Below are 19,126 nucleotides of genomic sequence, written 5' to 3' on the forward strand. Positions count from 1 at the left end.
ATCGTATTTATTTATACTCCGTTCCATCGAACCTATCATCACCGCTCGCGCTCACGCCAAACATCATATTCAGGCACGACCATCTCGAAATGCCCACGCGTGGTGGTGTAAAGCCGGCCAAACATTCGCCCGATCGGATGGTATTTCTCGGGGTCGATATATTTGAGATCCGCATCGAACAGGCCTTCGCGCACATGCATCCGCACGACCTCGCCCAGGGTGATATGCCGATGTGGATTGATCTCGATCATCGCGATCTTGCGGCACTCAAAAGCAACGGGCGCCTCTGCGATGCGTTGAGGCTGCACTACGCTGGATGGCACCAACGTCAAGCCGGCCTCGGTTGCCTCGCAGATATCGCGGGGAAAATCGATCGCGCACACATTCATCGCCTGCGCGAGCGCCTCATCGACCAGATGCACGACAAACTCGCCGGTTGCGCGAATATTGATCGTCGTGTCCTTCAATGCACCGCTGCCGCGTTTATCCTCCAGACCGATCGCCATCACAGGAGGGGCCTCGCCCATGACATTGAAAAAACTGAACGGCGCCGTGTTGTGGCCGGTCTCCTCGGAATACGTAGAGATCAACGCGATAGGCCGTGGCACCACCGTCGACGACAACAAGCGATACTGATCCGCGGGAGGCAGGGCCTGAATATCAATGTCCATATTTGTCCTGTGTTCTATCAAGCGCGATGTGCGAAAAATTCGGTATGCCCGGCAACCCAGTCTGCGTAATGCTTCAAGGCGTCATCACGGGCAAAGCTCGGCCGGAAACCAAGATCGCCGCGAGCGCGCGAGGCATTCATCGACACGCGCGGCCGCGCGCCGTGAAACGAAATCGTGGAAGGATACCCGGCTTCGGCATAACGCCAGTTGAAATCGGGCAAACATGCCGCCAATGTCTCGCACCAGCGGATCAACGCGCCATCCCAATCGAAATTGGCCGACAAGTTGTAATACGGATGGGCCGGCCTCGTCGCAAACAAAAGCGCCGTCAACCCAGCGCTGAGGTCTGGCGCATAAATCATTTCCCGGGACGGGTATTGTCCCGGCAGCACAACGGGCTCGCCACGCGCAGCGGCTGCCGCGATTTGCGCGAACGGGCTCACCATATCGCGTGCCCCCGTTTCACCTTCCCAAGGGCCGAAAACCGAGCCGATTCGGCCCACGCATACCGGCAGGCCGATCAACTGGCCTAGACGTAGTACCGCACACTCCGCGGCATACTTGGTGATGCCATACAGCGTATCCGGAGCAGGCGGAGTCCCCGACTCGGTAAGCGGCGACGCGCCATGGACGGCCTCGCCATAGACAGTCAAGGAACTCGGATAGACAAAACGCTTTACCCCTGCGTCGGCCGCGGCCCGCAACACACGCAATGCGCCCTGTACATTCACCTCGATGATCTGCAAGGTCTGCGCCACCTCTCGCTCTGGCCCCGCAGTGATCGCCGCCCCATGAAAAACGTGCGTGATACCGCCTGCGCATGCCTCTCGCACATCGGCGTCCGTACACACGTCCCCCTGCAGAATCTGCAGGTTTCCCTTCAGTGCCTGGATTGCCGACAAGAACGCAGCAGGCGGTGGACGCCGATCGAACAAGCGCACCTGCACGCCTCGTTCAAGCAGGGATTGCGCCAACGCCAGCCCCACAAATCCACTGCCTCCGGTAATGAGTATGCGTGTGCGGCCCCTGCTCGCATCTGACTCCATCATCACCTCCCGACGCTCAGACCACCGTGCCTTCGGGCAACGAAAGCAGATGGTCATAGATCTCGCCGGGCCGCGTGATCCATACCTTATCCGCCTGCGGGTGGTTGACGATATGCTCCAGGGCGCGCCGCAAGGCATACAAGCGATAAGGCTGCCCCACAATCATCGTATGCAGCGCGATACCCAATACGAGCGGTTGGCGCTCGGATTGACGCAGCATCTCTTCGAACTGATGCACGATCATGGTCGCGAACTCTTCACCAGTGTGATGACGCACCAGGATCTGCGGAGAGTCGTTGATTTCCAGCGAATACGGCATAGACATCAGCCGGCCGTTCCGGGTCTGCATCCATATCGGCTGATCGTCGCCGGGCCAGTCCATTTCAAAATGGTAGCCGGCCTCTTGCAACAGGTCTGGCGTCACACGGCTTTGCGACATCCACGGCCCCATCCAACCCCGGGGAGCCCGCCCCGTGTGGCTGGCAATCTTGTCGCGTACGTCTTCGATCAAGCGCTTTTCGTCAGCTTCCCACCATTGCCCCTGACGCTCCGCGTTCGTCCGGCCGTGCGCGATGATCTCGTCCCCCCGCGCCATGATGGGCTCAATCACTTCGGGACAGTAGTCAAATATCGCGGTGTTCACCAGATGGCAGGCCGGCGCTTTTAGTTCATCAAACAGATCGTACATGCGCCACACCCCTACCCGATTACCGTAGTCGCGCCACGCGAAGGTGCGCGCATCGGGTCCGGGCAACTCATTGGTCATCGCATGGCCTAGCCCGCCGCCATAAGCGAAATGCTCGATATTCAGCGCAAAATATATGGCCAACCGTCGGCCCTCTGGCCAGGAATAGTCTGGACGACGGGTGATCGCTGAATACCCATAGCGACCGTGATGCGGCAGTTCAAACATAGTGAGATCCTCTCGATCAAAACTCAATATCTGGCGGCGAGCTCGTCATTGGCGGCACGAAAACGCGCCACGGCATCCTGGTGAAATGTACGCTCCTGCTCGCCGTCATCGACCCGTGGCGGCGGCTCCAGATCAAAATTACCGTAGTCCTTGCCGCGCACCAACGAGGCGGTGAGCCGCGTCTTGCTGATACAGCGCGAACTGGCGGGGATATAGCTGAAGCCCAATCCCACACGCCGGTGATCGGTATTATTCGCCCCCGATGCATGGACCAGGAAAGTATCGTGCAGCGACATCTGGCCCGCCCTCACCGGCATGAACTCTGTGTGGGAACGATCAAAGGGCACATCTACCGTCTGCCCTTTAGAGAGCAGAATATTGTCGGTGTGGTTCTGACCGTGATGCAGTTGGCCGAGTTTATGCGACCCCGGCACCACTTCCATGCAACCCGCCTCGATAGGCGCATCCGACAACGCCACCCATGCCGTGACTTGAGTCGAGGGATCGAGACCGAAATAAGTCGCGTCCTGGTGCCAGTTGATATAGGCCGAATGATGCGGGTTCTTGGGCCAGACAGACAGGTGAAACAGCAGAATATCCGGGCCAATCAGGTCCTCGACGGCATCCAGCACCGCCGGATGCCGGGCTATCTCGTCCACCCAGGTAAACAACAGATGAGGCTTGAAATTAAACCCCTTGGTCAATTGCTGCCCCTGCGCGTTCTCAAACGCCTCGAGCTTGGCGAGATAGGCCCCGGCCTGCTCGCGGCTGAAAACGTCCACCGGACAAACGAAACCCTTATCAGCATAATGATCCACCATCGCCTGCGTGAGTTTCTTTCCCATGTCGAATCTCCAGAATTACGATGCTGCGTGATAGGAATAAAGCGCGGCACAGAGATCGCGTCGCACCTTGTCTTTGCTACATTGCGGACCAGCCGCCATCGACGTAGAGATGGCTGCCTGTCGTAAAAGAAGAATCGTCGCTGGCCAGGAACAGCGCTGCGCGCGCCACCTCTTCGGCGCGCCCTAATCGTCCCATGGCGTGCCGAGCCATCCAGCGCTGCCGGCAAGCTTCCGGGTTGTCGTAGCGCTGTAATGACCGGCGCAGCATGGCAGTGTCAGTCACTCCCGGCATCAGCGCGTTGATGCGAATACCTTGCGCCGCATGATCCACCGCCATGGTTTTTGCCAATGCCGCGATCGCGCCCTTGGATGCGATGTAGGCCGCGTTGTTGCCTCCGCTGGAAGCCACCAGTTGCGATCCCAGCAAAATTACCGAGCCCCCACCTCTGGCGATCATCGAGGGCAGCACCGCGTGCAGCCACAGGTACGAGCCCTTCACGTTGATATCGAACACGCGGTCCCAAAGCGCCTCGTCTATCGTGACGACCGTGCCGCCAACTGAGACGCCCGAACACGGCATCATGACGTCCACCCCGCCCCACGTCTGGACAATCCGGGACGCCGCGGCATCGACCTGCGCCGATTGCGTCACATCGCACACCTCGATCACGCAGTGGCCTGCGTCCGCCTCAATAGCGGCGGCTACCGCCTTTAATCCCTCCGCATCCACATCTACCAGCGCTACGCGGGCACCGTGTGCTGCAAACAACTGCGCCGATGCCGCCCCTATGCCTGACGCAGCCCCCGTAATCACAGCAACCTTGCCCCGCAATTTCTGTTCGCTCATCGTCACACCCCCAAATAAGCGCTGCGGATTTTTGGACTGTCGCGCAGTGCGGCAGCATCACCGGCGTCGACATTGCGCCCCATCTCCAGAATGACCCCCCGGTGCGCCACGCTCAGCGCCCAATTGGCATTCTGTTCGGCCAGGACGATGGCCAGTTTCTCGGTCTGTTGAATCTCCATCAGGATTTCGCCGATACGCTCCACGATGATGGGCGCCAGTCCCAACGACGGCTCGTCCAGCAAAAACAGTTTCGGAAAAGACATCAATGCGCGGCCGATCGCCAGCATCTGCTGCTCTCCGCCACTGAGACTGCCCGCATCCTGTTTGTACCGTTCTTTCAACCGCGGAAAATACTGGTAGATCTGTTCCGTACGGGCCGAGATTTCGTGGGCCGAGCGACTATAGCCGCCTACCCGCAGATTCTCGCGTACCGTCAATTGCCCAAACACACGGCGGCCTTCAGGCGAAAAACCAATACCAGCCCTGAGGATCTCGTGCGGTTTGCGGCCCTTCAGGCTGTGCCCTTCCCACTGGATATCGCCACGGGCATAGGGCACCATGCCCAGAATGGCTTTCAAGGTACTGCTCTTGCCCGCGCCATTCGACCCGATCAACGCGACCGTCTCGCCTGGCGAGATCGCCATCGACACGCTCTGCGTGCCCTGGATATGGCCGTAGCGCACCTGTAAATCACTGACGTTCAGTAGCGGCATAGGCCTTCCCCAGATAAGCCTCGATGACTTGTGGATCGGCAAGCACCTCGTCAGGCGTGCCTTCGGCGATCTTTGTCCCCTGTGAGGTAACAAAGAGCCTGTCGCATAGTCCCGAGATAAAGCGCATGTTGTGGTCGATCACCATGACCGAAATACCGCGGTCACGCACACGCGAGATGGTCTCGCGAACGTGGTCGGTTTCTTCGGCACTCAGGCCGGCGACTGGCTCGTCCAGCATGATCATGCGCGGCTCGGCAGCCAGTGCGATGACGATACCCAAGGTCTTCTGATGACCGTAAGGCAATGAATCCGCTTGCGCATCAGCGAGCGCATCAAGCCCCAGCCAAGCGAGCAGACGGTCCGCGCGTGCTGCGGCCTCGTCTCGCAGCTGCCGCGCACGAGCCGTCGACAGAAAGGTCGCCCAATGGCCTGGGTAGGATTGCAGATAAGTCCCGCGGATGGCGTTCTCACGTACGGTCTGGCTCTTGTATACCGCCGTCGACTGGAACGTGCGCACCAGACCGCGGCTGGCGCGCTCATGCGGTGGCGTCCGCGTGACGTCCTGGCCATCGAAACGAACCTCTCCAGTGTTGGGCAGGATCATGCCGCTGACCAGATTGACGACTGTGGTCTTGCCGGCACCATTGGGGCCGATCAGTCCCACGATTTCGCCCTTATCGACGCTGAAACTGAGATTATTGACCGCCACCAGCCCGCCGAACCGCCGCGACAGATTGGAAACCTCGAGCAATCGGCTCATGTCTGCCTCCGTCGGAAAACCGTCGTCAGCCCGTGACGAATCAAGGACAGCAATCCAATCATGCCCCCAGGCAATGCCGCCATGACAACGATCAAAATCACGCCAAAGATGATTTGCTGCAGCTCCACATAGCCTCGCAACAGCTCCGGCAAGGCCACCATAAAGACCGTGCCGACGAGCGGGCCCAACAGGTAATACATGCCTCCCAGCACATTCATCACCACCATCCCCAACGAGATATTCATGTCAAAGCCCGTCGGATCAACCGCATGAACCAACTGCGCCGACAGCGAACCCTGCAACCCCACGAGCGCGCAGGCAATCACAAAGATCATGACCTTCAGCCGAATCACGGGGACCCCCGAGCTCTCGGCAATCCGGTCCGCCTCGCGCACGGCGTCCATAGAGCGCCCGATTTCAGAGCACAGAATGCGCCAGACGATGCCAATGCACAGCACCGTAATGAACAGCGAGAAATAGTAGAACGCCACCGGCGACTCAAAAAACGGCAGTCCCAATGGGATTTCCTGTATGCCATTGGCCCCGCCCGTCACCGACTGCCACTCCACAAAGACCAAACGGAGTATCTCGCCCAACAGAAAGGTAACCAGCACAAAATATTTACCCGTCAGCCGCAGCACAATGGGACCGATCAGCAGCGCCAGAAAGCCCGAAGCGGCACAGCCTGCCAACATCGCCAACAGGAATGGCCATCCCATCTCGACCTGCAACAGGACGCACGTATACGCCGCGACCCCCATAAAAGCGCCATGCGCCAACGACACATGGCCAGTACGGATGATCAGGTTCAGACTGGCTGCGCCTATCATCGCCAGCACCACCATGGTCCCCAACGTGATGTAAAAGGAGTTACTGACCACAATGGGCCACAACAACGCCACCACCAGAATCACTATCGTGATCCAGCCGATATGCGAGAGGCCGTGTTTACGTAGCTTGGGCATGGTTCCCTCTGCTCGGATAGTGCTTCGCCCGCCGAGGGGCAAGGATTCATTCAGGTTTGCCAAGGAGCCCCCAGGGTCGGAATATCAGCAACGCGACGACCACACCGAACGAGACGAACGACGACACCGACGCGCCATAGAAAGTGGACAGAAAACTTTCTGCAAAGCCCAGCAGCACGCCTCCCAGCGCCGCACCGGATACGCTGCCCATTCCCCCTAAAATCACCACGATGAATGCGACCATCAGCGGACGGTCACCCATGAATGGCGACAGTGCATAGGTCTGCGCATAGAGACCGCCCGCCAATGCCGTCATAAAGATCGCGATGAAAAAAGCCAACATGTAGATGAATCGCGTATTGATGCCTTGTGTAGCCGCGATATCGGAATCGAGCGCCGCCGCGCGCATGGCCAGGCCTTGCCGCGTATGGGTCACGAAAAACCAGAACAAGCCCAGCACCACGACGGCGATGCCCATGATGATCAATCGATCCATCGGCAGCAATACGCCATGCACATCGAGCATGGTATCCGTCACAGCGGGCAACGAACGCTCGTTGACATCCCAGATCAGCACCGCCGCATAGACCAGCGCCATATTCAGGCCCAGCAGTGCAATCATGCTTTGGAACATCTTGTGGTAGAACCAGCGGAATACCAGGCGCTCAAGCACCAGCGCCAACAGCGCGACGATCAGCGCGCCGCCCACCACGGCGATCGGATACGGCAAACCGTAAATCCCGTACAAGTAGTACAACGCGTAGCCGCCCAACATGGCAAAGGCGCCATGCGCAAAATTGACGACTCGCATGATGCCGAACAACAGCGTAAATCCCAGCGCAACCAGGATATAGATGGAACTGAGGCTCAGGCCGTTGATGAAGACCTGGCTCAGGATCGGTAAAGAGAACATCGGCGGATCTCACTAGGTCGGACGAGTAGATACCGGCGCCACCATTCTGAGGGGTCAAGCGGCGCGCGGGCACAACCTCATTGCAAAGACGGCTTAGCGCTTTTCGGGCTGCAATGCCTGGATAGTGACTTGCTTGCCGTCCTTGACCTCGACGATCCAGAACTTCATCAGCAATTGGTGTTCGACGCCGTAGTCTTTCATCCCGCCCCAACGCACCGGCCCGAACAGTCCGGCGTCGTAGTCGTCGAGTTTCTCCAGCGAATCACGCACCGCAGTGACCTCTGTCGTCCCGGCACGGCGAATCGCCTCGAGCATGATTTTCGCGGCGTTGTACCAGCCTGGCGCTTGAGCGTTGATCACGCCATCACCATATTTTTTACGGTATGCCTCGATAAAACCCTTTGCATCAGGCGAATCGAAGTCGAACACATTCAGCGAAATAAAGCCGTTCGCCAGGGGGCCGGCAATATCCACGATCTCGTCGACCGAAGGTCCCCCCACCTGCCAGATGGTCTTTTTAAAGCCGCTCTGGCGCGCCTGTTTGAGCAGCAATGCCGCCTCGCCAGGCGCGTTGCTGTTCAAGTCCAGTGCGTCGACATTCTGAGCGATCATGCGCGCCATCAAGGGGGTGAATTCCTTTGCGCCGCGATCGTAGAGCTCGGTCCAGACTTCGATGCCATTGGCTTTGTAGTACTCGGCCAATTGAGGCACGACCGATTGTCCCACCGCATCGTTGGGTGCAATCAATGCGACTTTCTTGACGTCGGGATGTGTCTCATGAAACCACTTCACCATCGGCGGCCCGAACTCGACCGTACTGTTCATCGCACGGAAGTTGTAGGGCGATTTCGACTCGTTCTTCAATATGGTGGGCGAAAAGCCATTGGACAACAACAGCACCTTGGCCGGGTTCGTCACCGCCACCGCGCTCAACACCGATGGCGACCCGATAGGACCGATGATGAACTTGACATTGTCGGCATTGATCAGCCGATCAGCCGCCAATCGCCCTCCCGCTGCGGTGTATTTATCATCGTACATGACCAATTTCGGCGTGTAGACTTTGTCACCTACCTTCAGACCGCCCGCCGCATTGACCTCGTCGAACGCGATCTGGATCCCACGCTGCAGGGCCAGCCCCCAGGCGGTGCCGCCGCCCGAGAGTGGTCCGATGCCGCCGATTTTCAATTCTTCCTGGGCGCCAGCCGTAGAGGCCAGCATCATCGCTGCGACGAATGACAGTACCTTGATCTGCTTAAACATGCGCGTTCCCCTTGAACAATTTGGTTTGACTTGCCTCAGCTTGTTGTCGTGATCTTCCTCTTGTCGATATGCCCTCCTGAAAGTGCTCCCCCCGCACTTTTCAAGCGTCTCGTGTGCGGTCGCTAGGCGGCCTCCTGGTCGATAGCGGGATGCTGTCCGCGCCACGCTGTAACCTGTTCGAATCCTGCTCCTGCCCGCAGTACTTTGGCGTCCTCATGGCAACGGCCAACGAATTGCAGCGACAAAGGCAATCCTTTACCGGACAAGCCGCACATCACCGCCAACGCAGGATGCCCGGTCAAGTTGAACGGCGAACGCGCCTGACGAGCATAAGTACGAGCAAACTCGACCTCGTCGTCGAGCGCCGACGCCGGCTCCAGAGAATTGGCGACGATCAGGATGTCAACATCACGCAGTACTCGGTCAACCGCCTCGATCAGTTGCAAGCGCCAGCGTTGCGCCTGGACGTAATCCCCCGCGCCGAGAAATGCGCCGACAATCAGTTTTCGCCGGGCGATATACGAGTAGTCAGCCGGCCGCTCGCGCAGCCAATTCGCGTGCACCGCCCAGGACTCTGCATGAAAGATCACGCGTTGCGCGGTGGTAAAGCGAGCCAGAGGCGGCAGGCTCACGTCCGTCACCGATGCGCCGTGTTGACGCAACACCTGAACGGCGTCGTCGATGGCGCCGACCACCTCGAGACTGGCCTGCATGTCCTGCTCATGAAAATGACGCACCAGACCGAACCGCAGGCCGCGCAGGCCACCGGTCAGTTCGGCGGTGTAGTCGTCCACCGTTTTTCGTGCGCTGCCTGGGTCCTCGGGGTCGTGACCGCCGATCACGTTCATGGCGATGGCGAGATCCTCGCTCGAGCGCGCAATAGGCCCCACGTGGTCCAAGGTAAAGCAAAGCGGAAACACGCCATGGCGCGACACAGCGCCATAGGTGGGTTTCAATCCCACCACCCCGCAATGTCCCGCCGGATTACGGATCGAACCTCCCGTATCCGTCCCCAGCGCCAGTGGCACGAACCCCGCCGCCACCGCAGCGCCTGAACCCGAAGACGACCCTCCCGTCTGGTGTTCTGGATCCCAGGGGTTGCGGGCTGGCGGATAGGCGGCATCGTCGCTGGGCCCGCCGATAGCGAACTCATGCAGCGCCAGCTTACCCAGGCTGATCGCACCCGCGTCGCGCAGCCGTTTGACGACCGTCGCGTCGCGCTCGGCCACCTGATCGAGCATGAGACGGGAATGGCAACTCGTGACTTGCCCGGCCATGTCAATCAGATCCTTCAGTGCAACCGGCACGCCATGCAATGGGCCCCGCCAATTCCCCGCAGCGATCTCGCGTCCTGCCTGCCGGGCTTGTGCGAGCGCCCCCTCTGCGTCCAGCGATACAAAGGCGTTGATGCCGCCGTCATAGCGTTCAATGCGCGAGAGTAGCGCCGTCACGGCAGTTTCAGGGGTCAAGGCGCCATTACGGTAGGCACGCGACAGGTCGCCGGCAGTCATCCAATGAATATCGTTCACGGGCAACTCCTCGCCTGCATCGGTGGCCATACCTCGGCCTTCACATCATCGAGCGTGAACAAGACGTTGCGCAACTGCATCGCCGACTGCACGGCAGCCAGCAGATCCTGTTCAAAGGCGCTTACGATTTCATCCAGGCCCGCATCGCGCGCCATCAGCAGATACAAGGGGTTGATCCGACTGGCCGCACCTGACGACGCCATGATTGCATTCCCAGTTAGTGAACATGGGAGTAGTTAACCGGATTACTTAATAAATAACTATTGGATAATATCCATGCATTATTCGAAAAAAACTAAGTCCCAAGTCGGTCTCGAATATCGGAGTATTAGCCGCTGCCACTGCAGCAAAGACCTGTGCTGATGCGGACGCTTGAAACGGGGAATGGGCATGAACATCAAGTACCGGCAACTGCAGGCCTTTACGCTTGCCGCCAAACTGGGATCCTTTGCCAAGGCGGCAGAGGAGCTATGCATTACCCAGCCGTCCTTTTCGGTGCAAATACGCGAACTCGAGCATGATCTCGGCCTGCAATTATTCGAGCGCACCACGCGCTCTTGCCGGCTGACGCCCGCAGGCACGACCTTTCACCGAGAAATCGCGCCCATCCTGCATGACCTGCGGCAGGCCTATGGCCGTGCGATCGACGTGGGCGCCGGCCGCAGCGGCCAGCTGCTCTTGTCGGCCTTGCCTTCGCTGTCTTTTGGCCTGCTGACAGAAGTGCTGGGCCGATTCAATCAGGATTACCCTAATGTACGTATCCGCATGCGCGAGGAGCTGAACGTCGCGGTCATCGAGTCGGTCAAGCGTGGCGAGGTAGAGCTGGGCGTCGGCTCCGAGCTGAACGGCGACCCCGAGTTGGGATTCATGCAACTGTTTCACGACGACCTGGTCGTCGTCGCCCCGATACGGCACGCGATCTTCGACGAGCCGCTGAAATGGAACCGCGTTGGCGACTACCCACTCATCATGTTGACCATGGGGTCCGCAGATCGCGCGATTCTCGCCAACCGTCCCGGCATCACGCCAACCATCGAAGTGGCTTATATGGGCACCGCCGTCAGCATGGTGCGCAACGGCATGGGCATCACGATCCTACCCAGCAGTGCCCTGAAAGGAGTCGACATGGAGGGCTTGCAGGCGCAAGCCCTCCCGGGAAAAGATTGCCGCCGCACGATAGGCGTGCTCTACCGCAAACGTGCCCCGTTGAGCACCATCGCCCATGCCTTTGTCCATCTGCTACAGAATAATGCTGCTACGGTTTCAACTGGCTGACATGTGCCGCCGCCACACGCCACCCATCAGGCGTGCGTACCCACGTCTGGCTTTGGCGCCCGGTTCCGGCGACACCCTCCCGCCGGAACTCCATATTGCACGTGGCGAAATCCCGGCCATACGTCGTGATCACCGTTTTGAGCACCTCTCGATCCAGCCCCTTTGACGGCCGGCCGGCACGAAAGGCCTGGATCTCGTCATAGCCGTATAGATTTTCACCTGCCCCATAGCGCAAGGTATGCGGACTGTCCCAGAACAATTCGTCCAGCACCGCGACGTCATTGCCCGTGAGGGCCTTTTCATAGCGGTCGAATTGCACTTTCACCTCGGCCACAACCTCTGGCAGGTTGATTTCCATTACCGTCGTACCTCACGTTGAAAGATTTCCAGACTGAGTTTTTTGGTCTCGATAAAACTGGGCTGCGACAACGTCTCGATCGTACGCGGCCGTGCGTCGCGATAATCGAGAATCTCGGCAACGCGGGTAGGCCGTTTGGTCAGCAGCAGCACCTGATCGGCGAGATAGACCGCCTCCTCGAGATCATGCGACACCAACAGCATGGTCGTACCCGTTTGCATGAACACTTCCTGCAATTTTTCCCGAATGAACAGGGTCATCTCGAAATCCAATGCAGAGAACGGCTCATCCAGAAACAAGACCTCGGGCTTTGGCGCCAAGGCACGCATGATCGATGCCGTTTGCTGCTGACCGCCCGACAATTCGTAAGGATAGCGGTTTAAATCGAACTTCACGTCAAACGACGCGATCAGCTCCTCCATCCGGCGATCGACTTCGACCTTGGTCTTGCCCTCCAGCATCAAGGGATAGGCAATATTGTCGATCGTGCGCATCCAGGGAAACATCGCTTCGCGATAGTTCTGGAACACATAACCGATGCGAGTGTCTTTCAGCGACTTGCCATCGAACAGGATCTCACCGCGATCAATGGGAATCAGGCCCGCGATCATATTGATCAGCGTGCTCTTGCCGCAGCCATTGGGGCCGAACACCGACACGATGCGGTTTTTCGGAATATCAAGATCGAAATTCTCATACAGCGGCCAACCCGCAAAATACTTGGTCAAACCGCGTATGGTGATATGCGTGCCCGCAGGTCCAGGGGTAAATCGCGGCGCAGGCACGTCGGCATAAGCCGGAACATTCAATACAGCACTCATTATCGTCCGCTCCAATGTACGACGCGACGCTCGATCACCAGGAACAGGATGTTGAGGACATACCCCAACGCGCCCGCTGCCAAAATCGCGGCATACATCGTTTTGACATTCAGGATTTGCTGGGCATCGATGATGGCGTGACCCAGACCGTTTTCAGAACCGATAAACATCTCGGCCACGATCACGATCACCAGCGCCATCGACACTGCCGAGCGCAACCCGACAAAACTGGGCTGCAGACTTTCCCATACCAACACATCCTTGAAGATGCGCCAACGAGAGGCACCCATGACCTTGGCCGCCATGACGCGCTGTTTACGCGCATTAATCACACCATAGGCGCTGTTAAAGATCACGATCAGCAATGCACCAAATGCCGCGATCGCCACCTTGTTGAAATCGGACACGCCGAAAATCAACAGAAACAGCGGAATCAACGCGGAGGACGGCGTAGACCGAAAGAAGTCCACCAAAAACTCCACACTGCGATAAGCGCGCTCGTTGCTGCCCAGCAAAACACCCAGGGGCATACCGATCACGGCGGCAATCGCAAAGGCTTGCAGCGTGCGGCTGACAGTCACGAGAAAATCCGTCAACAAATCGCCGCCGGCCAGCCCCTGCACCAGCGCCACGAGCGTGTCCACAGGCCCTGGCAACAAGATTGGCTTGATAAAGCCCATCCGCACGACCAGGTCCCAAATGATGAACAATACGATCGGCCCGACAAAGGGCAATAGCCGATCCCCAAATGGCGCACGCGGTGGCGCGGCATCATGCGAGGCAGGCGGAGCCCACGTGCGCGCTCCCGGAGACACTGCAGATTTTTCCATGAGGTCAGGCCTTGTAAATCAATCCAACGACATCGATCTTGCGCGCGAAGATCTGCTTCTCGGTAAATAGATCGAAGTATTTCTGGAAATACTCCACGTCGCTGGCTTTGAATTCGTCGTACATGACGTAGGCAGCCAGAGGGACTTCCTTGGTCAATGCGCCTTCGATCGCGGTGTAGCCTTTCATATACTGCCGAGCCTCGTCAGGCTGGTTTCGCACGAGATCGATGCCACGGCGATAGGCCGCGATGAATTTGGTCGCCACTTCCGGATTCTTTTTCAGGAATTCGCTGGTCAGGCTGGCCGAGCCGCCATGCCAAGGCGCCATGGGGTCTCCCAGGATGTAGTGCGCCACGACACCAGCCTCCAGCACGCGAGTTGTGCCATTGAGCCGCCCTACCGTACCGGTAGGCTCCAGCGTATAGCATCCTTCCACCTGCCCCGCCGCAACCGCTGCCACGTGCTGGCCGATGGGCAATTCGATCACCGACGCGCCCTCGGCTCCAGCACGCTCGAGCATGGTCTTGGCCAGCGTCACGTTCTGAATTCCCGGACCGCACGCAATCCGCTTTCCCTTGAAATCCGCCACGGTTTTATAGGGGCTTTCCTTGGCGACGATGAATTCATCCAATACGTCTTTGACGTTGGTGGGATTGGTGCAGAAAATTTTGAACAGACCGGGCTGCGCGATTTCGCCAATCCCCAGGTTGGCCGACCCGGTACCGTTGGAGCTGCCGTCGCAGCGGCCGGCCAGCATGGCTTCCATGACCTGCTGAGCACCGGCGAACTTCTGTCCTTCGACATCCAGACCCGCTTCTTTGAAATAGCCTTTTTCCAGCGCGGCATAAAACGGCAACCCTGATGCGACCGGCCAGAAGCCGATGCGAATTTTGGGAGCGGTCTGAGCTCGTACCAGCGCAGGAGCAGCCAGCACGCCAAACAACGCGGCGCTGGAACGCAACACGCGGCGACGGCTGGCACTGGCCAACAGGGTAGCGGAACAAGCTTTACTCATGGGGAACTCCAATAACAGCGAACAAGGGGCGGACTCGTTGGGAATCCAGGCTTGTATACCGTCATGCAAAATCCGTGCCATATGGCCGAGATGGCGAGTCGCCCTTAGGAAATACCCGGTGCCCCCTTTGCAACCCAGTCCCGTCTATTCCGCTGACGCACACGAACCGTGCGCACCGCTACTGTGCGCGAATGGATCGCGCACCATATCAGTGCAAAAAGCCGCTGGTTCTCATTGCCGCTGCCATCGCTCCCGGTGTCCGCGTAATCGAATGCAATATTTGTGGCTACCCGCCTGCCATTCAGCTTGATGTAAATGAAGGTAAACTCGGGAAATAAGACTTATTCCTGGTTTAGACCTACCGGCAGTTGCCTCAGCTGCGCCCTGACCAAGCTCGTTTGGACCGCTCTACCCCGAAGGAACCTCATGCGTTTTGCCGTTTTATCCCCCGTTCGCGCCCTGCCCGCTGTTGCTGCAGCCCTGATCGCCAGTCTGGCCCTCACTACGCAAGCCCTGGCCGCCGAACAGACCGTGCAAACCGCATTTGGCGACGTCAAGATCGAAGGCACGCCAACCCGTGTCGTCACCCTGGGGGAAAACGCACTGGACGCAACGGCCGCTCTGGGCGTCAAGCCCGTCGGCGCGCTCGCGAGCCGCGGCGGCACCGACATCCCTAATTATTTAAAGGACAAAACTGGCCAATTGCCGCTCGTGGGCACCGTGCGCGAACCCAACCTGGAAGCCATCCTGGCCCAGCAGCCCGACCTGATACTGTCTGCCACCGGCCTGACCAAGGAGATGTACGACAAGCTCAGCTTGATCGCGCCGACGGTCGTACCTCCGGGCGGCTCCTTCGATCCGTGGGAAGACACGCTGCGGCTCTACGCCAAGACCGTCAACAAATCCGACGAAGCTGAAAAGCGCATTGCCGAAGTCGAAACGCGCATCGCCGACCTGAGCAAACGTCTTCCAGCCGACACGACCGTATCCGTCCTGCGCTGGAATCCGCAGGGACCCCAGATGATGTCGAGCCGCCTGTTCGCAGGCGCCTTGTTGAGCAAACTGGGCCTAAAGCAAAATGCGTTGGCTGAAAGCCTGACACAACGCCCACACAGCGACATCCTCAGTCTGGAAAATCTGAATAAAGCCGACGCCGATTGGATCTTCCTGGCCACACTGAATCCCGATGGTAAAAAGGCCGTCGAGGAGGCTCGCAATCAACCCGCCTTTACCCGCCTGAAAGCCGCCCAAGACCAGCACGTCGTCAGCGTCGACGGCCAGATCTGGAGCAGCAGCTCGGGTTATTTCGCCGCACAGCGCATCCTCGACGATGTGGAGAAATCGCTGGCGAAGTAACGACGACGTACTGGCGCACTGATGGTCCCGACAAAATCTACGATGCCGCTGAAGGCGCTCGGCGTTAGCGCGCTGTGCCTGCTGCTTTTATGTCTGCTGAGCTTATTGGTGGGTGCCGGCGATGTCGGCCCTGCCGATAGCCTGCGTGCGTTACTGGGAGGCGGGACCGACAATGCCCGCTTTACCGTCCTGCAACTGCGTTGGACCCGCACCGAACTGGCGTTATTGGTGGGCGTGTCCCTGGGAGTCGCCGGCCTGCTCATGCAAGCCGTGACCCGCAACCCCTTGGCCGAGCCGGGTTTATTGGGCGTCAGTGCAGGCTCGTCGTTCGCTGTTGTGCTGGCGATACTGCTGGGTGCGTCAGCGGCCGCCACCTATCTCTCTGCCGCCTTTATCGGTGCGATGGCCGGCTGCATGCTGGTCATGGTCGTCATGCGCATGCGCGGTGTCGGCGATGACCCTATTCGTCTGGTTCTTGCAGGGGCAGCCTTTACTGGCCTGCTGCAGGCAGGCAGCAGCATGATTCTGCTCTCCGATCAACGCACCGCCGATGAGATCCGGTTCTGGGTCGTCGGCGGTGTGGCAGGACGCCCGCTCGAAACTTTCTCCTGGACACTACCAGGGCTCATCCTGGGCCTATTGATCGCGTTGCCTTTGATTCGCCCTCTGGCTGCGCTGGCGTTGGGCGAGCATGTGGCCAAAGGCCTGGGCCACCACCCGCACGTAGTACGGCTGGCCACGCTGTTATCGGTCGCCTTGCTGGTGGGCACCGCCAATGCCGCAGCGGGCCCTATCGCTTTTCTGGGTCTGATCGTGCCGTACATCGCGCGCCGCCTGGTCGGCACGGACATCCGCAAACTCCTCGGGCTATGCGTCCTGCTCGGACCCTGTGTGCTGCTGCTGGCCGATATTGTGTCCCGCGTAGCAGTGCGCCCGTACGAGCTGCCCGTGGGCGTACTGACCGCGTTTATAGGTGCGCCGATTTTGATTGCCGTAGTGCGTGGCCATCGGCTGCCTGGTTTGTGATTCCCGATGTCTAACTCTGCCTCCCTCCACCGCCCTCATGGCTATATCGTGCTGCGTGCGGGCGGCGTGTCACTGCTGTTGCACCAGCGCAGTACGTGGGTCTTTCTGCTGTTGTCGCTGCTGTTGGCATTCGTATGCGTGTTCTGTCTCAGCGCCGGCGGCCCCAAGCCCCTGGCGTTGAGCGAGACCTTTGCCACGCTGCTGGGCGGCGGCACGCCCATGCAGCGCCTGCTGATCATGGAATTGCGCGTGCCGCGTATTCTGGCGGGCCTCTTCAGTGGTGCAGCCTTGGGCGCTGCGGGCTGCCTCATGCAGACACTGGCCCGCAACCGACTGGCAACCCCGGGCATCGTCGGGATCGACAACGGCGCGACGGCCTTTGCCGTGGCGTCGATCGTAGGAGTCGCCAGCAGCCTGGCCCCGTCTACTTTAGCGCTGTCCGGTGCGGCCACGGCAGCAGCCATGACGTTCATACTCGCGTCGGGCGCAGGCGCACGCGGCTATCGCTTCATCGTGGTGGGTATCGCAGTAGGCGCCCTCTTTGGCGCCCTGACAAACCTGATGCTCGCCCGAGCCGCCATTGACGCCGCCAATGCCGCCTATCCCTGGACCGTAGGCAGCCTGAACGCGCGCCCGGCTGCCACCGTCCATCTCCTGGGCTACAGCCTGCCCGTCCTGTTATTCCTCAGCCTGATGTTGACACGCGGCCTGGCCGCCATGCGGTTCACAGACAGTGTGGCCATCGGCCTGGGCATACGCTTGCAAGCCATGCGCATCGGCACCCTCATCGTGACCGTCTGCCTGACCGCCCTGGCCGTCGCTGTCTGCGGCCCTGTCGGTCTGGTCTCGCTCATCGCGCCCGAGGCCGCGCGCTACCTCGGCGGACAACATGGCGTGCCTGTCTTGAACTCGGTACTGGCCGGCGCCATCCTGACCGTCTTTGCCGACTGGGTCGGCCGCACCATACTGGCCCCGATTGAACTGCCCGTAGGCATCATCCTGGCCATCATTGGCGGGCCATACTTGCTGTGGATCATCCTGCGCCAATCAGCGCAAAAACGCCCGTGATTCGACTATGAACACCCCGATTTCTCCCCTGCTCTACGCATCTGCCGACACCCGCGCGACCTTGGCCACCCAAGCCTTGCGCATGGGGTACGGCCAACGGCTCATCATTGATTCACTGGACCTGAGCCTGCCCACCGGCCAGGTCACGGCCATCGTGGGCCCGAATGGCTGCGGCAAATCGACCTTGCTGGCCGGGCTATCGCGTTTGCAGAAACCGCTGGGCGGCGCAGTATTGCTCAACGGCAAAGCCATCAACACATTGCCCAGCCGCGAAGTCGCTCGCCTATTGGCGCTCTTGCCCCAGGACGCGAGCGCCCCCGATGGACTGACCGTGTCAGAACTGATTCGCTTTGGCCGCCAACCCCATCAGGGTTTGCTGCGTCAATGGAGCGATCAGGATCAGGCCGTGGTCCAGGCTGCGCTCGACGTAGCCGATCTGAACAACTTGGCCGATCGCCCCCTGGAATCGATGTCCGGCGGCCAGCGCCAGCGCGCCTGGATCGCGATGGCGATCGCGCAGGACACCCCTTTACTGCTGCTGGACGAGCCGACCTCTGCGCTGGACCTCGGGCACCAGATCGAGGTCTTTGAACTGATTCGCCAATTGGCGCACGTCGGCAAGACCGTCGTCATGGTGGTCCACGACCTGTCCAGCGCATGCCGTTACGCCGATCACATCGTGGCGATGAAGCAAGGCAAGATCGTGGACCAAGGTCCACCCGCACATATCGTGACGCCCGAGCTGGTCGAAACGCTTTATGGCGTACGCTGCACCTTGATGCAAGACCCGCAGACAGGCACGCCTGTGATTGCGGGCGTCAGTTTGATTGAGAAAAGGTGAATGCGGCAAACCGGGTCAGGCTCGCAGCCCAAAGGCGTTGAGACCAGACATCAGGCTTTGAACACGTCACG

At 59.5% G+C, this 19,126-nt stretch carries 21 protein-coding genes; 5 read left to right on the forward strand and 16 right to left on the reverse strand.

The window, feature by feature from the left end; genetic code table 11:
- Window positions 1-38: 38 nt before the first annotated feature.
- The 12 genes from ACYVI2_RS00660 to ACYVI2_RS00715 form a co-directional block, all read right to left on the reverse strand.
- A complete protein-coding gene (locus tag ACYVI2_RS00660) occupies window positions 39-671 on the reverse strand; it encodes a flavin reductase family protein (RefSeq protein ID WP_415822024.1) in 633 nt (210 codons plus the stop codon).
- A 17-nt stretch (window positions 672-688) separates the two neighbouring features.
- Window positions 689-1,720: an NAD-dependent epimerase/dehydratase family protein gene (locus tag ACYVI2_RS00665; protein ID WP_415822025.1), complete on the reverse strand. Its 1,032-nt coding sequence runs from the start codon at window positions 1,718-1,720 to the stop codon at window positions 689-691.
- A 13-nt stretch (window positions 1,721-1,733) separates the two neighbouring features.
- Complete coding sequence (locus ACYVI2_RS00670; protein ID WP_415822027.1) at window positions 1,734-2,630, reverse strand: polysaccharide deacetylase family protein; 897 nt, start codon at window positions 2,628-2,630, stop codon at window positions 1,734-1,736.
- 23 nt (window positions 2,631-2,653) lie between these two features.
- Entirely contained in the window at window positions 2,654-3,475 is an 822-nt protein-coding gene (locus ACYVI2_RS00675; protein ID WP_415822028.1) for a phytanoyl-CoA dioxygenase family protein, read from the reverse strand.
- Between the two features lie 76 nt (window positions 3,476-3,551).
- Window positions 3,552-4,322, reverse strand: coding sequence for an SDR family oxidoreductase (locus ACYVI2_RS00680; RefSeq protein WP_415822029.1), 771 nt, complete (start codon window positions 4,320-4,322; stop codon window positions 3,552-3,554).
- A gap of 2 nt (window positions 4,323-4,324) precedes the next feature.
- Window positions 4,325-5,035, reverse strand: a complete 711-nt coding sequence (locus ACYVI2_RS00685) for an ABC transporter ATP-binding protein (protein WP_415822031.1) — start codon at window positions 5,033-5,035, stop codon at window positions 4,325-4,327.
- Complete coding sequence (locus tag ACYVI2_RS00690; RefSeq protein WP_415822032.1) at window positions 5,013-5,795, reverse strand: ABC transporter ATP-binding protein; 783 nt, start codon at window positions 5,793-5,795, stop codon at window positions 5,013-5,015. The genes ACYVI2_RS00685 and ACYVI2_RS00690 overlap by 23 nt, the downstream gene beginning before the upstream one ends.
- Window positions 5,792-6,760: a branched-chain amino acid ABC transporter permease gene (locus tag ACYVI2_RS00695; protein WP_415822033.1), complete on the reverse strand. Its 969-nt coding sequence runs from the start codon at window positions 6,758-6,760 to the stop codon at window positions 5,792-5,794. The genes ACYVI2_RS00690 and ACYVI2_RS00695 overlap by 4 nt, the downstream gene beginning before the upstream one ends.
- Before the next feature lie 46 nt (window positions 6,761-6,806).
- Window positions 6,807-7,673, reverse strand: a complete 867-nt coding sequence (locus ACYVI2_RS00700; RefSeq protein WP_415822034.1) for a branched-chain amino acid ABC transporter permease — start codon at window positions 7,671-7,673, stop codon at window positions 6,807-6,809.
- A gap of 93 nt (window positions 7,674-7,766) precedes the next feature.
- The gene (locus tag ACYVI2_RS00705; RefSeq protein WP_415822036.1) at window positions 7,767-8,936 is read right to left on the reverse strand and encodes an ABC transporter substrate-binding protein; all 1,170 of its coding nucleotides are present in this window, start codon (window positions 8,934-8,936) and stop codon (window positions 7,767-7,769) included.
- 122 nt (window positions 8,937-9,058) lie between these two features.
- Window positions 9,059-10,465, reverse strand: coding sequence for an amidase (locus ACYVI2_RS00710; protein WP_415822037.1), 1,407 nt, complete (start codon window positions 10,463-10,465; stop codon window positions 9,059-9,061).
- Window positions 10,462-10,668 carry a hypothetical protein gene (locus ACYVI2_RS00715; protein WP_415822038.1) on the reverse strand — a complete coding sequence of 69 codons (207 nt, stop codon included), beginning with the start codon at window positions 10,666-10,668 and terminating at the stop codon, window positions 10,462-10,464. The genes ACYVI2_RS00710 and ACYVI2_RS00715 overlap by 4 nt, the downstream gene beginning before the upstream one ends.
- 187 nt (window positions 10,669-10,855) lie before the next feature.
- Between ACYVI2_RS00715 and ACYVI2_RS00720 the strand changes: the two genes are divergently transcribed.
- The gene (locus ACYVI2_RS00720; RefSeq protein ID WP_415822039.1) at window positions 10,856-11,740 is read left to right on the forward strand and encodes a LysR family transcriptional regulator; all 885 of its coding nucleotides are present in this window, start codon (window positions 10,856-10,858) and stop codon (window positions 11,738-11,740) included.
- Here the strand turns inward: ACYVI2_RS00720 and hpxZ are convergent.
- The 4 genes from hpxZ to ACYVI2_RS00740 are packed head-to-tail and all read right to left on the reverse strand — an operon-like array spanning window position 11,721 to window position 14,764.
- Window positions 11,721-12,098, reverse strand: a complete 378-nt coding sequence (gene hpxZ, locus ACYVI2_RS00725) for an oxalurate catabolism protein HpxZ (RefSeq protein WP_415822040.1) — start codon at window positions 12,096-12,098, stop codon at window positions 11,721-11,723. The genes ACYVI2_RS00720 and hpxZ overlap by 20 nt on opposite strands.
- Entirely contained in the window at window positions 12,098-12,919 is an 822-nt protein-coding gene (locus tag ACYVI2_RS00730) for an ABC transporter ATP-binding protein (RefSeq protein ID WP_415822042.1), read from the reverse strand. Before ACYVI2_RS00730 ends, hpxZ begins: the two co-directional genes overlap by 1 nt.
- Window positions 12,919-13,749, reverse strand: a complete 831-nt coding sequence (locus ACYVI2_RS00735) for an ABC transporter permease (protein WP_415822044.1) — start codon at window positions 13,747-13,749, stop codon at window positions 12,919-12,921. Before ACYVI2_RS00735 ends, ACYVI2_RS00730 begins: the two co-directional genes overlap by 1 nt.
- 4 nt (window positions 13,750-13,753) lie before the next feature.
- Entirely contained in the window at window positions 13,754-14,764 is a 1,011-nt protein-coding gene (locus ACYVI2_RS00740; protein WP_415822046.1) for an ABC transporter substrate-binding protein, read from the reverse strand.
- 426 nt (window positions 14,765-15,190) lie between these two features.
- Here ACYVI2_RS00740 and ACYVI2_RS00745 point away from each other — a divergent pair, with 426 nt between their 5' ends.
- Genes ACYVI2_RS00745 through ACYVI2_RS00760 form a run of 4 tightly spaced genes read left to right on the forward strand, consistent with a single transcriptional unit; the run spans window position 15,191 to window position 19,055 of the window.
- A complete protein-coding gene (locus ACYVI2_RS00745) occupies window positions 15,191-16,120 on the forward strand; it encodes an ABC transporter substrate-binding protein (protein ID WP_415822048.1) in 930 nt (309 codons plus the stop codon).
- A 21-nt stretch (window positions 16,121-16,141) separates the two neighbouring features.
- Window positions 16,142-17,146: a FecCD family ABC transporter permease gene (locus tag ACYVI2_RS00750; protein ID WP_415822049.1), complete on the forward strand. Its 1,005-nt coding sequence runs from the start codon at window positions 16,142-16,144 to the stop codon at window positions 17,144-17,146.
- A 6-nt stretch (window positions 17,147-17,152) separates the two neighbouring features.
- Window positions 17,153-18,214, forward strand: a complete 1,062-nt coding sequence (locus ACYVI2_RS00755; protein ID WP_415822050.1) for a FecCD family ABC transporter permease — start codon at window positions 17,153-17,155, stop codon at window positions 18,212-18,214.
- Between the two features lie 7 nt (window positions 18,215-18,221).
- A complete protein-coding gene (locus ACYVI2_RS00760) occupies window positions 18,222-19,055 on the forward strand; it encodes an ABC transporter ATP-binding protein (protein WP_415822051.1) in 834 nt (277 codons plus the stop codon).
- Window positions 19,056-19,126: the final 71 nt, after the last annotated feature.

It is taken from the genome of Bordetella tumbae, from assembly GCF_054780995.1.